This window comes from Paenibacillus cellulosilyticus (assembly GCF_003182255.1).
Lineage (GTDB): Bacteria > Bacillota > Bacilli > Paenibacillales > Paenibacillaceae > Paenibacillus_T > Paenibacillus_T cellulosilyticus.
Genome location: NZ_QGTQ01000019.1, coordinates 83849 through 97342 on the forward strand (window position 1 = coordinate 83849; position 13494 = coordinate 97342).

11 protein-coding genes are annotated in these 13494 nt (G+C 55.4%); all 11 read right to left on the reverse strand.

What is annotated here, in order from left to right:
• Positions 1-39: 39 nt before the first annotated feature.
• The 11 genes from DFQ01_RS20410 to DFQ01_RS20460 all read right to left on the reverse strand — a co-directional run bounded on the left by DFQ01_RS20410 (position 40) and on the right by DFQ01_RS20460 (position 12407).
• Complete coding sequence (locus DFQ01_RS20410; RefSeq protein ID WP_110045758.1) at positions 40-894, reverse strand: MetQ/NlpA family ABC transporter substrate-binding protein; 855 nt, start codon at positions 892-894, stop codon at positions 40-42.
• Between the two features lie 30 nt (positions 895-924).
• Complete coding sequence (locus tag DFQ01_RS20415) at positions 925-1584, reverse strand: methionine ABC transporter permease (protein ID WP_110045759.1); 660 nt, start codon at positions 1582-1584, stop codon at positions 925-927.
• Positions 1581-2591, reverse strand: coding sequence for a methionine ABC transporter ATP-binding protein (locus tag DFQ01_RS20420; RefSeq protein ID WP_110045760.1), 1011 nt, complete (start codon positions 2589-2591; stop codon positions 1581-1583). The genes DFQ01_RS20415 and DFQ01_RS20420 overlap by 4 nt, the downstream gene beginning before the upstream one ends.
• Before the next feature lie 248 nt (positions 2592-2839).
• A complete protein-coding gene (locus DFQ01_RS20425; protein ID WP_110045761.1) occupies positions 2840-3571 on the reverse strand; it encodes a glycosyltransferase family 2 protein in 732 nt (243 codons plus the stop codon).
• Between the two features lie 143 nt (positions 3572-3714).
• A complete protein-coding gene (locus DFQ01_RS20430; RefSeq protein ID WP_110045762.1) occupies positions 3715-3903 on the reverse strand; it encodes a hypothetical protein in 189 nt (62 codons plus the stop codon).
• Between the two features lie 227 nt (positions 3904-4130).
• Positions 4131-4340 (reverse strand): hypothetical protein, encoded by a 210-nt coding sequence (locus DFQ01_RS20435; RefSeq protein ID WP_110045763.1) that lies wholly within the window; start codon positions 4338-4340, stop codon positions 4131-4133.
• Between the two features lie 82 nt (positions 4341-4422).
• A complete protein-coding gene (locus DFQ01_RS20440) occupies positions 4423-4839 on the reverse strand; it encodes a PaaI family thioesterase (RefSeq protein ID WP_110045764.1) in 417 nt (138 codons plus the stop codon).
• A 31-nt stretch (positions 4840-4870) separates the two neighbouring features.
• The gene (locus tag DFQ01_RS20445) at positions 4871-6577 is read right to left on the reverse strand and encodes a long-chain-fatty-acid--CoA ligase (protein ID WP_110045765.1); all 1707 of its coding nucleotides are present in this window, start codon (positions 6575-6577) and stop codon (positions 4871-4873) included.
• Positions 6578-6616: 39 nt separating this feature from the next.
• Positions 6617-8395: an acyl-CoA dehydrogenase family protein gene (locus DFQ01_RS20450; RefSeq protein ID WP_110045766.1), complete on the reverse strand. Its 1779-nt coding sequence runs from the start codon at positions 8393-8395 to the stop codon at positions 6617-6619.
• Positions 8396-8414: 19 nt separating this feature from the next.
• On the reverse strand, positions 8415-9632 hold the full coding sequence (locus DFQ01_RS20455; RefSeq protein ID WP_110045767.1) for an acetyl-CoA C-acyltransferase: 1218 nt from the start codon (positions 9630-9632) through the stop codon (positions 8415-8417).
• A gap of 111 nt (positions 9633-9743) precedes the next feature.
• Complete coding sequence (locus DFQ01_RS20460; protein ID WP_110045768.1) at positions 9744-12407, reverse strand: 3-hydroxyacyl-CoA dehydrogenase/enoyl-CoA hydratase family protein; 2664 nt, start codon at positions 12405-12407, stop codon at positions 9744-9746.
• Between the last annotated feature and the right edge of the window lie 1087 nt (positions 12408-13494).

Sequence of the window (13494 nt, forward strand, 5' to 3'; positions counted from 1 at the left end):
ACTTTTCGATAGGGCTTTCGTACTTTTTAGTTTTTTTTATTAGAATGCAGCTACTACTGCACCATTATATTTTTCTTCGATAAATTTCTTAACCGTATCGCTGTTCAGTGCTTTCGCCAGCTTCTGCATCGCTTCGCTGTCCTTGTTATCTGGACGAGCTACGAGGATGTTAACATATGGCGAATCTTTGCTTTCGAGGAACAGTGCGTCCTTCGTCGGAACGAGATCCGCCTCCAGCGCATAGTTCGTGTTGATGATCGCCATGTCGACTTCATCAAGTACACGCGGCAGCGTCGCTGCTTCCAGTTCCTTGATTTCGAGTTTTTTCGGATTGTCGATGATGTCGTTTACCGTAGCATTAACGCCAACGCCTTCTTTCAGCTTCAGAAGACCATTGCTCTCAAGCAGCGACAACGCACGTCCTCCGTTGGTTGCATCGTTCGGGATCGCGACTTTCGCACCATCCTTCAGCTCGTCAACCTTCGTGATCTTCTTGGAGTAAGCGCCAAGCGGCTCCAAATGTACGCCCGTTACCGTAACAAGGTCGTAGCCTTTATCTTTGTTGAACTGCTCAAGGTATGGCGTGTGCTGGAAGAAGTTCGCGTCGAGCTGCTTCTCATACACTTGAACGTTCGGCTGCACATAGTCATTGAATTCAACGATTTCCAAGTTGACGCCCTGCTCCTTGAGGAGCGGCTGGATTTCTTTCAAAATCTCAGCGTGAGGCACCGGCGTAGCGCCGACCTTCAGCGTTACTTCTTCAGCCGTTGTGCCCTCATTGGTCGTGCCGTTGTTCGTCTCTTCTTTCTTCGATCCGCACGCCGCAAGCGTGAACACCATCATCATTGCAACCGCCAAGACGGTCCATTGCTTCCAAGTCTTTGTTTGTTTCATTGTGTAAGCCCTCCACTCTCTAGTTGTCCATTATTTTCTGCTGAATTTGCGGACTAATACATCACCGATCGACTGCAGCACCTGTACGAGCACGACTAGCAGCACAACCGTCACAAGCATAACGTCTGTCTGGAATCGTTGATAACCGTAGCGCAGCGCCAAGTCACCCAAACCACCGCCGCCGATAACGCCCGACATCGCAGTGAACGAGACAAGCGTTACAGCCGTAATCGTTACCGCTGCGATCAAGCCTGTCCGCGCCTCTGGGATCAGCACTTTGCGTACAATATCCCAGCTTGATGCACCCATTGCTTGCGCTGCCTCAATTACGCCGCGGTCAACCTCACGCAGTGAAGTCTCGACAAGTCTTGCGAAAAACGGCGCAGCTGCGACAACAAGCGGCGGAATCGAACCTTCGACACCAATCGATGTACCCGTCAGCCATTTGGTGAATGGCATGATCGTAATCATCAAAATAATGAACGGGACAGACCGGAAGATGTTAACGATAATCGACAGCACCGTGTACACAATCGGTTGGCTCAACAGCTGACCGCGTCCGGTAAGGAACAAGATGATGCCAAGGATGAGACCAATTACGATAGTGAACACAAGCGACAGCCCCAGCATATGGAGCGTATTGCCTGTTTCCCGCCATATTTCGTCCCAGCGCACATGTTCGAACGTCATGCGAGCACCTCCGCTTCCATGCCCTCTTCACGCAATCGATTCACGATACGCTCGACATCGTCGCCGCTTCCACGAACATCGACGATCAGCTGGCCGTATGGAATGCGTTTCATACGAGACACCGTTCCTTGCAAAATAGAAAATGACGCGCCCGTCTCCTTCACCGCTTCGAACAGCACCGGTTCAAAGGTTGACTCGCCCTTGAAGCGAACACGGAGCAGCTTGCCTTTGCGCATGCTGTCCAGACTGCTGAGCGACTCGCCAGATGCTTCGGATGATTGTGCGACGAATTCCTTCGCGACATGGCTGCGCGGATGCAGGAATACGTCGATGACATCACCCATCTCCACGATTTCGCCGCTGTCGATGACGGCAACTCGGTCGCAAATCGTACGAATAACGTGCATTTCATGCGTAATCAGCATGATCGTAAGCCCGAGCTTCTCGTTAATGCCGAGCAGCAGCGACAGGATGGAATCGGTCGTCTGTGGGTCAAGCGCCGATGTTGCTTCATCACACAACAGCACCTCCGGTCGGTTGGCCAGAGCACGCGCGATGCCAACCCGCTGCTTCTGGCCGCCGGACAGCTGCGACGGATATTTATCGCCGTGACCTTCGAGCCCGACTAACCCGATCAGCTCGTCCACCCGAGCTTTGATTTCCGCACGCGGTGTCTTCGCCAGCTTCAGCGGGAATGCGATGTTGTCCCGCACCGTTGCAGTCGACAGCAGGTTAAAATGTTGAAAAATGATACCGATCCGCCGACGATGCTGCTGCAGCTGCCGTCCGCTCAGTTGGGTCAGGTCCGTATCGCCCACGATTACGCTGCCCTTCGTCGGCCGCTCCAGCAGATTCACGCAGCGGAGCAGCGTACTTTTGCCTGCACCGGAATGACCGATGACGCCGAAGATTTCACCCTTCCGAACGTGCAGGTTAATGCCGCGAATCGCTTCTGTAGTCGTCGAACCGACACGATAGGTCTTGGTGACTGACTTGAGTTCGATCAGAATGAAAACCTCCGTAAGTGACGTTTATTTACAGTCTAACCAACCTCGCCGATTACAATGAAACGATTGCCTTTATAGGTTCAACCTTTTTCACAGGAACTTATTTGCAGGGAAAAGATTACAATTCCGACTCAGTTAGTAGGATTTAATTATAGGGGGGAGATTTGAAGCTTGTCAATCGAGGGAATAAATTGGGAATGGAATGGGCCAAGTAAATTTCAACCTTCTATTCCATCCCCTATCCATGCTTACTTCCGGCTTTTACTAATCCAATTCAACAAGGACTGGTCCGTCGTAAAAGATGCAGCGATATCCAAGTAATGATTGCCTTTCGCCTGATCGAAATCCATCATCTCCCGACCAAGCTGAAACCATAAATGCGCATTGCGAGGATCAACCTTCAAGTTCTTATGCAGCAGTAATAAATTGCGCTTCTTCTTATCCAGCTGGTTCACAGCCGCCTGGTCATAGCCATCATGAAGCAAATGAATATCCGATTTCATCGTCTCAAGCCCAGTAGTATCCACCGTTTCATGAACCATGTCCACATATCGCAAATCAGACGGGAAAATTCGAACACACCCTGTCTCGTAAGTATTCGTTATTTCGCCAGCTACTGTATTATCGAGAACAATATGCATAGCGGCTTTCTTCCCCTGATTATCAAGCCATTGCGTATACTTTCTTGGCCTATCCCAATGTTCTTCCAGCAGCACTTCGTCCGCATCGATCGAAAATACCCATTCGTGAGAAACCAACGAAAGCGAGTAATTCCGCGCAGCCGCAAAATTATCTTGCCATTCGAAATGATGCAGCTTCACCTTGTCGTGTTTAGCCTGCAATTCACGAATAATGTCAATCGTTCTATCGGTTGAACCTGTATCCACTACGATAATTTCATCAACTGCTAACAGTAGGCTGTTAATTGCACGCGCAACGCATCGTTCTTCATTTTTGACAATCATTGCTGCTGAAATCATAGAACCGCTCCCAATTTATAATAAGTACCTTTTAACAAGATACCACATTCCCTCCTATTTCGACTGGCTCAACTAGACATTGCCAAATAAAAAAGCCCTGCCCCTAAGGGCAAGGCTTATATGTGATCGTTGCAATCTGCCGATTATCCGACGGAGGAGTTTAGTTTGCCCATTTCGTCTTCCACTAGCATCGTTAGTTCTTCTTCATAGCCACCTGTGATTCGATATTTGCGAATGTAGTCCTTCACAAATTTCCGAGGATCCTTCGGCTGGAAAATGCGCGTGAGCTCTTTCAGGCTTTCCTTGACTTCATTCTGGCTATGTTTGGCCATGAAATCTCCCCCCTAAGCGTTGGATGGCGATCCTTTAACTTCACGGTACGATTACGGAAGGCGGCACGGCATCCGTCTCCCCTAGTAAGGAATGGAACGGCTCCCATGGACAATAAGCAAATGATTTGAACTTTTCTTACTATTATACCACTTGGCGATTTGCTATAAAAGGGAATTGTCTGATTAATTAAGAACCTTTAATAAATATTTACAGAAACCGCGCTTTTCTACAATTTCTGATCTCCATCTTCCGACAATAGTTGCGAGTCCAGCTGTTGAGAGGGCACTGTGATTCGTGAATTGCTATCGCCCGTCACCGATGGATGAACGGTTGAATCTGCGTGTTTCCTAAACATACGCAGATATGCGACAACGCCTGCGACAGCTACTGCTACGCCAAATACGATAACCAGGGCCGTCACCCATCCTTCAACCATCAAGATGCCCCCTCACGTCCAGATTTCCATATAAAGTTAAGTATAGCGAAAACGGATGCTCCTTTCAACCAAGCTGCTTGCTTTAAACAGGTGTGCTGACTGCACGGAAAGCCCCGCTTCCCCACGCAAGCCGTTCCCCGTCAGGCCCGTAAATATGGGCCTCCATCGTCGCCGTCCGTCTGGAACGATGAACCATCGACGCTTCGCAGCGCAGCTCGCCACCCTGTGAGGGTGCTAAGTAGTGAATATTCAATTGTGCGGTTACGAGCAGCTCGCCGGGGAACGTACGCATCAGTGCCAATCCCATCGTATTGTCTAGCAGCGAGGCGAGAACGCCGCCATGCACGATCCCGCCCATGTTCAGGTGCCGCTCTGAACATACGAGGCGGACCGCTGCTTTCTCTAGCTCTACGTACTCGACCTCGCAGCCGAGCGTCCCCCAGAAGGTCGATCGAGCCTTCTCTTCCAATTGCGCCCAATCATCCGATTCCGGCGGCATAGCAGCATCCTCCTCATCGCATCGTATCGAGTTAAGGTTGTTGCTCCAGCTCCTCGTGCAGCTTTCGTTTCAGCACTTTGCCAATGATCGACTTCGGCAGCTCGTCGCGAAATTCGTACACATGCGGCACCTTGAACGACGCGAGCCGTGCTCTGCACCAGCTGTTCAGCTCCGCATCGTTGAGCTCTGCGCCCTCTTTGGGCACAATGTACGCCTTCACCGTCTCGCCCCGATAGTCGTCCTTGACGCCGATAATCGCCGCTTCACGAACACCAGGATGCTCATAGAGCACCTCTTCCACCTCACGAGGATATATATTAAAGCCGCCTGCAATAATGACATCCTTAATACGATCTACAATCGCAAAATAGCCTTCGTCATCCATCGTTGCAAGGTCTCCCGTATATAGCCAGCCGTCCTTCAGCACCTTAGCAGTATCCTCCGGCCGGTTCCAATAGCCCTTCATCACTTGCGGTCCTTGGATCGCGAGCTCGCCAACCTCACCGACTCCCACCGTCTCTCCCGTCTCCGGATCGACGATCTTACAATCGGTATCCGGCATTGGAAGCCCGATCGTACCGTTCTTGCGCCGTTCCCAGATCGGGTTCACATGTGTAACAGGCGACGACTCGGTTAGGCCATAGCCTTCGATCAGCCTGCCGCCGGTCATCGTCTCGAACTTCTGCTGCACCTCAAGCGGCAGCGGCGCAGAACCGCTAATCGCAATTTCGATCGAGGACAAATCCATTGTCACGGCCTGCGGATGGTTGATCAGCGCCACATACATCGTTGGAGCACCGGGGAAAATCGTCGCCTTCTTGCTGCGAATCGTCTCCAGCACCTGTGCGACTTCAAACCGAGGGAGCAATATGAGCTCTCCGGCCTTATACACCGATAGATTCATGAGCACGGTCAGTCCGAACACGTGAAAAAGCGGCAGTGCCGCTAGAAAGCGTTCTCGTCCTTCTCGGAGACGATAGCACCACGCCGATGCTTGCACCATATTGGCAACCAGATTGCGATGCGTCAGCATAACGCCTTTCGCAAGACCCGTTGTGCCGCCTGTGTACTGCAGCTGTGCCAGATCATTGGCAGGGTCGATGGCAGCGTAAACCGCCGGATCAGGCTTCGATTCAGCCATCAGGCGAGAATACGAATGAATCCCGAGCTTGCCGTACGGAACGTCAGGACGTAAGCCGTCCCTTCGTTGTTTGATTGGGTATAATATATTTTTCGGAAAAGGAAGCCCATCTTTAATAGATGTGACAATAACATTTTGCAAAGCAGGTACCGGACCCTCCTCCGGCTTGGCACCGCGGACGCGCGACACGCGTGGATACAGCAGATCGACCGTGATCAGAACCGATGCACCGCTATCCGCGAGCTGATGCCGGAGCTCCCGCTCCACGTAGATCGGATTCGTCTGCACGACAACGGCGCCGATCATCAACGCCCCATAATAAGCGATAACCGCTTGCGGACAGTTCGGCAGCATTATCGCGACACGGTCACCCTTCGCAACGCCGAGCCGCCGGAGCGCGCCCGCCATACGGCGAGCGTCCCCCAGCAGCTTGTTATACGTCACTGACTTGCCTAGAAAATAGAGCGCTGGACGATCTCCATATTTGCTCGCGGTATCCAGCAGCAGATCCGGAATCGACTTGTTCGGGTAGCTGTAAGACACAGCTACTTCCTTCGGATAGTGACGCAGCCATGGACGCGGGTTGCTCGGTTCCATCGTCCTCACCCTTTCCGATCCGAATGGGCTCTGCAGTCCTTAAACGACGTAGCGTCCCGCTTCCTTCACCCTGGCGGCAATGGACCGCTTGATGGTGATCGTATCCACGAGCGGAGCGCGCATCAGCTTCTTCAGCACCGACAGCTGCACTTGCAGCGCGTCCCCTTGCTCAAGCGCGGCAAGCGTCTTCTTCGCCAGCGTCTCAATCTTCTCCAGCGTGTTCTGAACGAAGACGGTCGTCATCTGAATGGCATTCTCGGCACGCGCCTCACCACTATTCGCGATCAGCTTGCGAACGCGCAGCAGCGCACTCTCCATCGCATAGATGCCGATCATAATGTCCGCGAGTGCGACAAGCACCTCCTGCTCCTGCTCAAGCCGCAGGCCCAGCTTCTGAACGGCAGCGCCGCCTACTGCAAGAAACGTCTTCTTCGCCTGCGCGAGACGGAACGTCTCCAGGCTGAGCGTATCGTCGAACGAAGGGAGCGGCATCGGCTGCAGCAATTCCTCTTGAAGTGCGCGCGCTTTGCGCAGCAGCGGCAGATCGCCCTTCAGCGCCTTCTTCATCAAGGTGCCAGGAATGAGCATCCGATTGATTTCGTTCGTCCCTTCGAAAATGCGATTGATGCGCGAGTCGCGGTAAATCCGTTCGATTTTGTACTCTTGGATATAGCCGTAGCCGCCATGAATCTGCACGCCCTCATCCGCGATCAGATCCAGCGCCTCCGTCGCAAACACCTTAACGATCGAGCATTCAAGGGCGTACTCGGCAATCGCCTTCGCAGCCTGCGCACCTGCATCGGGTGCATTCGGATCAGCAGTCGCAAGACGCTCATCGATCAAGCCTGCCGTTCGGTAGACGATGCTCTCCGTAACGAAGGCGGCAATGTTCATGTCCGCCAGCTTCTCGCCGATCAACGGGAACGAAGCAATCGGGCGCCCAAACTGCTTGCGTCCAGCCGCATAGCCCGCAGCGAGTGCAATAGCTTCCTTGGCCGTGCCGACGCAGCCTGCGCCTAATTTGAACCGGCCGATGTTCAGGATATTGAACGCGATCAGATGGCCCTTGCCGACCTCGCCCAGCACGTTGCTGACCGGAACCGGCGCATCCTCGAAAAACAGCGGGCAGGTCGAGGAGCCTTTGATGCCCATCTTCTTCTCCTCGGGTCCGATCGTAAATCCCGGCGTTCCCCGCTCTACGATGAAAGCGGTGAAATGGTCGCCATTCACCTTCGCGTAGACGATGAACACGTCCGCGAACGCTGCGTTCGTAATGTATATTTTGGAGCCATTAAGCAAATAGTGCGTGCCATCCGGGGTCAGCCTCGCCGTCGTACGAGCACCCAGCGCATCGGAGCCAGAGCCCGGCTCTGTCAAGCAGTAGGATGCAATTCTTGTGCCCGCCGCGAGGTCCGGCAAATAGGCTGCTTTCTGCTCGGGCGTACCGAAGAACACAATGGGCAGCGTTCCGATCCCCACATGGGCGCCGACGGAGAGTGCGAATGAAGAGGCTTCCGCCATCGTCTCTGCGAGCAGCGTCGTGCTCACCTTGTCGAGACCAAGACCTCCGTACGCCTCCGGCACATCGGCCCCAAGCAGCCCCAGCTCACCAGCCTTACGCATCAGGTCAACGGTCAGCTTGTAATCCAGCTTCTCGAGCTGCTCATCTCTTGGCTTTATTTCTCCTTGCACGAATGCCCGTGCCGCATCCGCCATCATCCGCTGCTCTTCGGTCAAGTCCTCTGGGGTAACGACTGCAGCCGGATCTGTCTCGTCTACGACAAAACGGCCGCCGCTTGGCGCTTTGTCTGGTGACATTTCCGCCTCACTCCTCTCGTTAATGGTTAATCGTCACAGACGGATATTCCGCCTCGAACACCCCTGCCGCTCCCATGCCGCCGCCAACGCACATCGAGACAACTCCGTATCGGGCACCACGGCGCTTCAGCTCATGGAGCAGCGATACCGTCAGCTTCGCTCCGGTGCAGCCAAGCGGATGACCAAGCGCGATTGCGCCGCCGTTGACATTGACCTTATCCTCCGCTATCCCGAGATCCCGAATAATCGGGACGCACTGCGCAGCGAACGCTTCGTTCAGCTCGAACAAATCGACCTGCTGCTGCGTTATGCCTGCACGACGAAGTGCCTTCGGAATGGCTTCAATCGGCCCGATGCCCATGATCTCCGGCGCCACGCCAGCTACTGCAAAGGAACGGTAAGCAGCGATTGGCTGAATGCCCAGCTCCTCCGCACGACCTCTGCTCATGACGACGACTGCCGCTGCACCGTCGCTCATCTGCGAGGCATTGCCTGCCGTGACGGTACCGCTCCGTGCGAAAGAAGGCTTGAGGAACGCGAGCCGCTCCGCTGTCGTATCGGGTCTAACCCCTTCATCCGTGTCAAAAGTAAACCGTTTCTCACGCGGTCTTCCGGAAATGTCGACCGTGCCAATGACCGCTTCAATCGGCACGATCTCATCCCGGAATCGTCCAGCCGCTATCGCTGCCGCCGCCTTGGCATGACTCGCCGCAGCGAACTGATCCTGCGCCTGACGGCTGACATCGTAGCGTCTCGCGACCTCCTCCGCGGTATGTCCCATGCCCATATACGCTTCCGGCATCGTATCGACGATGGATGGATGCGGGGACAACCGGAAGCCGGTCATCGGTACATGACTCATACTTTCGACGCCTCCGGCAATGATCACATCAGCATCACCTAACTGAATTCGCTCGGCTGCGAATGCAATGGCTTGAAGTCCAGAAGCACAAAACCGGTTCACCGTCAGCGCAGGCACCGTATTCGGAAAGCCTGCATACAGCGACATAATCCGAGCAAAGTTCAGTCCCTGCTCTCCCTCCGGCATCGCACACCCGATGATGACATCCTCGATATCCGCTGCCGTCAGTCCAGGTACACGCTCGATGGACGCTCGCAGCACCGCTCGGCCCAAGTCTTCGGCGCGCGTCTGTGCGAGCGCTCCTTTCTTCGCTTTGCCGACCGCGGTACGGACGGCCGACACAATGACGGGTTCGCGTTCCCGATCGATTGGCATGCGCTCAACTCCTTAAGCGATTGTTTTTGAGTCATAGAGGTTGTTCAAAAGCCTTCTCGGCGGACGAAAACCGAACTTTTTGAACACGCACTCATTGGGATAGTCATCTGGTCAATTACGAAGCGGCTTGCCGGTTTCGAGCATGTAACGCATCCGCTGCTGTGTCAGCGGCTCACCGAGCAGCGCTAGGAACGCCTCACATTCCAGGTCGAGCAAATACTGCTCGCTCACCTCTGCGCCAGGGGCAGCATCACCGCCAGCGATGACATGCGCAAGCTTCGATGCAATGCGCGCATCGTGGGCGCTAATATAGCCGCCCCGCTTCATTGAATCGACTGCGAGCAGCAGAATGGCCTTGCCCTCGCGGCCAGCGATAGCGATGCGGGCATTCGGATCCGGTGCGGTATAACCCGCTTGATCAAGCGCGAGCACGGCCCTTTTCGCCTCTGCGATGCGGGCGTCCTGACGAGCAATGACCGTATCCTGCGGCCTTTTGAATCCTAGCGAGGCTGCTTCATAACCGCTTGTCGTCGTTTTCGCCATCGCAATCGTCTCGAATAGCAGCACCAGCTGCTCATGCAATGAGCCGGCATGCCCCGTTGTTGCCCGAGAAGCCGCTAGTATCGCGGCTTCCTTACAGCCGCCTCCTGCTGGAATAAGTCCAACGCCCGTCTCTACGAGGCCGAAATACGTTTCCGGCGAGAAAATGATCTGGTCCGCAGGCAGGCAAGCCTCAACCCCGCCGCCAAGCGTCATTCGGTGCGGTGCTGCAACGACCGGCCGGTCGAGCCGCTTGAGCCGGAGCATGCTGTCTTGGAACGTTCGAATGATCTCCTCGACTTCATCCCATTCGCCGCTCTGCGCCTCCATAAGGAGCAGCATGAGATTGGCGCCAACGCAAAAGTTCCGTCCCTCATTCGCGAGCACGAGTCCGCGCCAATTGCGGCCAACCTCCTCGGCCGAGCGCCGGACTGCGCTAAGAATGTCCGCTCCGATCGCGTTGTTCTGCGAGTGGAATTCGAGGCAGGCGACATCGTCGCCAAGATCGATAAGGCTTGCGCCCGCATTGCTGAATATCGTGCGGCCTGATGATTTGAGCGCGGCGAGCGAGATCGCGTCCGGCGGCTCCTGCACCTCGCGATAACGTCCATCCGACACGTACAGTCGATTGAGCCCCTCCTGCTGGTAAAAGGTGCGATTGCCTGCTTCCAACCACTCTTCTACCCATGACGGGATTTCATCGCCTTCGGCTTTCATTCGATTGACCGTCCGCTCAACGCCAAGCGCATCCCACAGGGCAAAAGGTCCAAGCTCCCAGTTAAAGCCCCACTCCATCGCCCGGTCGATGTCAACGATGTTGTCGGCGATGATGCCGACCTGGCGAGCTGCATACAGCAGCGTCCGCTTCACCGAGTGCCATGCGAACAACGCGTAACGGACGTCCTTTGGCAGCGATGCAGGTGATGGACCCGCGCTTGACGGTGCGGCAGCCGTGTCCGCTTTTTCCGGTGCTGGGGCCGGGGCCGGGGCTGGTTCTGCGATTCCTGTCAGGGACACCGTTTCTCCGCCCGATTGTGGTTGCTGCTGTGCGCCTGAAGCTGGAGCGGAAGGTGATGGCGACTCAACGGACAGCGATGCAAGTGGTGGATCGATGATGAGAGATGCCGCCCGGATAATGGGCGCTTTCCATACGCCCGCCAACAGCGCTTGCGCTTTGGCGCCTGCTCCTTTGGCCGCTTTGGACGCATCGATAATCGGCGACGACACTTTGGCTGACGGCGCATATTCATGCGTCACAAGCGAAAGTGCCTCGATTTCGCTGCGGCCGGAGGCGGAACACTGCTTGCGGTAGAAGCCGCCGCCGCTTTTTTCACCGAGACGCCCCTCTGCTACCAATCGCTCCAGCACAGGTGGACGTGCGAATACGCTTGCGTCCTCCATGTCGTCGCTCCGCTCCCGCACATTGTCGACCACATGCAGCAGCGTATCGAGCCCGACTAGATCGAGCATGCGGAACGTCGCTGTTTTCGGCCGTCCGAGCGCTGGCCCCGTCAGTGCGTCAACCTCCTCTACGGTCAGCCCGAACCGCTCCTGCTCCTCCATCGTGACGAGCATGCCGTACGTGCCAATCCGGTTCGCAATGAAGTTTGGCGTATCCTTCGCTACGACGACCCCTTTGCCGAGCTGACGCTCGCACACCTCGGTTAACCGAAGCAGTGCCGATACATCCGTGTCCGGCGTTGGGACGATCTCGACCAGCTTCATGTACCTCGGCGGATTGAAGAAATGTGTCGCCATAAAATGCTGCCGGAAGTCGCTGCTTCTCCCCTCCGCGAGGTCAGTCACCGACAGTCCGGAGGTGTTCGTGCTTATAAGCGAGCCAAGGGCGCGATGCCGTTCGATAATATCGAGCACGCTGCGCTTAATGTCCTGCCGCTCGGTGACGGCCTCGACGATCCATTCCGCATCGGCAAGCGCAGCCGCATCATCCTCAAGGCATCCCGGGCTGATGCGATTCGCGAAGGCTGCGTCGTAGAGCGCCGCCGGCTTGGATGTCTTAAGCTTGGCGATCGCATTGGCCGCAAGCCGGCGCCGCACTTCGGGACGCTCAAGCGTTAGTCCCGCTTTCTCCTCCTCTGGCGTTAGCGCACGCGGTGCGATATCGAGCAGCGTGACACGCATCCCCGCATTCGCGAGATGGCCGGCAATCGCCGCCCCCATCACGCCGGAGCCGATTACCGCCGCACGGCGAATCGGTCGATCGGATTGGACCACGGTATTCCCTCCTTTTTCTACCCTCCTGTGTCCTCCCTGCTAGGGAGGATTGCAGGGGCTTCGGCCCCTGCGACCCCGCTGATGGTGTAGGGGCTGCGCCCCTTGGAACCCGCTGGAGATATAGGGGCTGCGCCCCTTTGGAAACCCGCTGGAGACATAGGGGCTGCGCCCCTTTGGAAACCCGCTGGAGACATAGGGCTGCGCCCTTTGGAAACCCGCTGGAGACATAGGGCTGCGCCCTTTGGAAACCCGCTTTTTACATACTTAAATCCAACATTTCTACCCGCCTAAATCCTCCCTGCTAGGGAGGACCCCATGGGGCTCCCGCCCCCTGGACCCCGGAAGGTTGGTGGTGGCGAGACTGCGATGGAAGTGAGATACTGCGTGCTTGGGGTCGCGTGCCCCTTTGGGGCATAGCTTTCTTTCGTGCAATTTCTACCCACCCAAACCAACATTTCTGCCCGCCTAAATCCTCCCTGCTAGGGAGGACCCCATGGGGCTTCCGCCCCCTGGACCCCGGAAGGTTGGTGGTGACGGGACTGCGAGGGGGGCGAGATACTGCGAGGTTGGAGACGCTTGCCCCCGATGGGACTTAGCTTTCGTTCGTGCGTCCTTGCTAGGGGCTGCCCTCCTTGAACTTCTGCAGTGTTTCTTGCTGTAACGAACCACAGCGACGCTAATGACCTCTGAAAAGCTCGATTTGAGATGTAACGGACTCAGCAGCCGCTATTTGACTGGAAATCGAGCTTCATACGAGAAAATCCAGCATATAAGCGCATTTGGGTTCGTTAGAATTTCTCGGTAGTTGATTGGCTGCGATTAGCGTCCCTTCAGTCCGTTAGAATGGTGGCGGGAGACGCTTGCCCCCGGTGGGACTTAGCTTTCGTTCGAGCGTCCTTGCTAGGGGCTGCCCTCCTTGAACTTCTGCAGTGTTTCTTGCTGTAACGAACCACAGCGACGCTAATGACCTCTGAAAAGCTCGATTTGAGATGTAACGGACTCAGCAGCCGCTATTTGACTGGAAATCGAGCTTCATACGAGAAAATCCAGCATATAAGCGCATTTGGGTTCGTTAGAATTTCTCGGC

Excerpts from the sequence above, each read along its gene's own strand:
- DFQ01_RS20425 (WP_110045761.1), bottom strand. The coding sequence starts at position 3,571 with ATGATTTCAGCAGCAATGATTGTCAAAAATGAAGAACGATGCGTTGCG.
- DFQ01_RS20455 (WP_110045767.1), bottom strand. The coding sequence starts at position 9,632 with ATGCCAATCGATCGGGAACGCGAACCCGTCATTGTGTCGGCCGTCCGT.
- DFQ01_RS20410 (WP_110045758.1), bottom strand. The coding sequence starts at position 894 with ATGAAACAAACAAAGACTTGGAAGCAATGGACCGTCTTGGCGGTTGCA.
- DFQ01_RS20415 (WP_110045759.1), bottom strand. The coding sequence starts at position 1,584 with ATGACGTTCGAACATGTGCGCTGGGACGAAATATGGCGGGAAACAGGC.
- DFQ01_RS20445 (WP_110045765.1), bottom strand. The coding sequence starts at position 6,577 with ATGGAACCGAGCAACCCGCGTCCATGGCTGCGTCACTATCCGAAGGAA.
- DFQ01_RS20440 (WP_110045764.1), bottom strand. The coding sequence starts at position 4,839 with ATGCCGCCGGAATCGGATGATTGGGCGCAATTGGAAGAGAAGGCTCGA.
- DFQ01_RS20450 (WP_110045766.1), bottom strand. The coding sequence starts at position 8,395 with ATGTCACCAGACAAAGCGCCAAGCGGCGGCCGTTTTGTCGTAGACGAG.
- DFQ01_RS20430 (WP_110045762.1), bottom strand. The coding sequence starts at position 3,903 with ATGGCCAAACATAGCCAGAATGAAGTCAAGGAAAGCCTGAAAGAGCTC.
- DFQ01_RS20435 (WP_110045763.1), bottom strand. The coding sequence starts at position 4,340 with ATGGTTGAAGGATGGGTGACGGCCCTGGTTATCGTATTTGGCGTAGCA.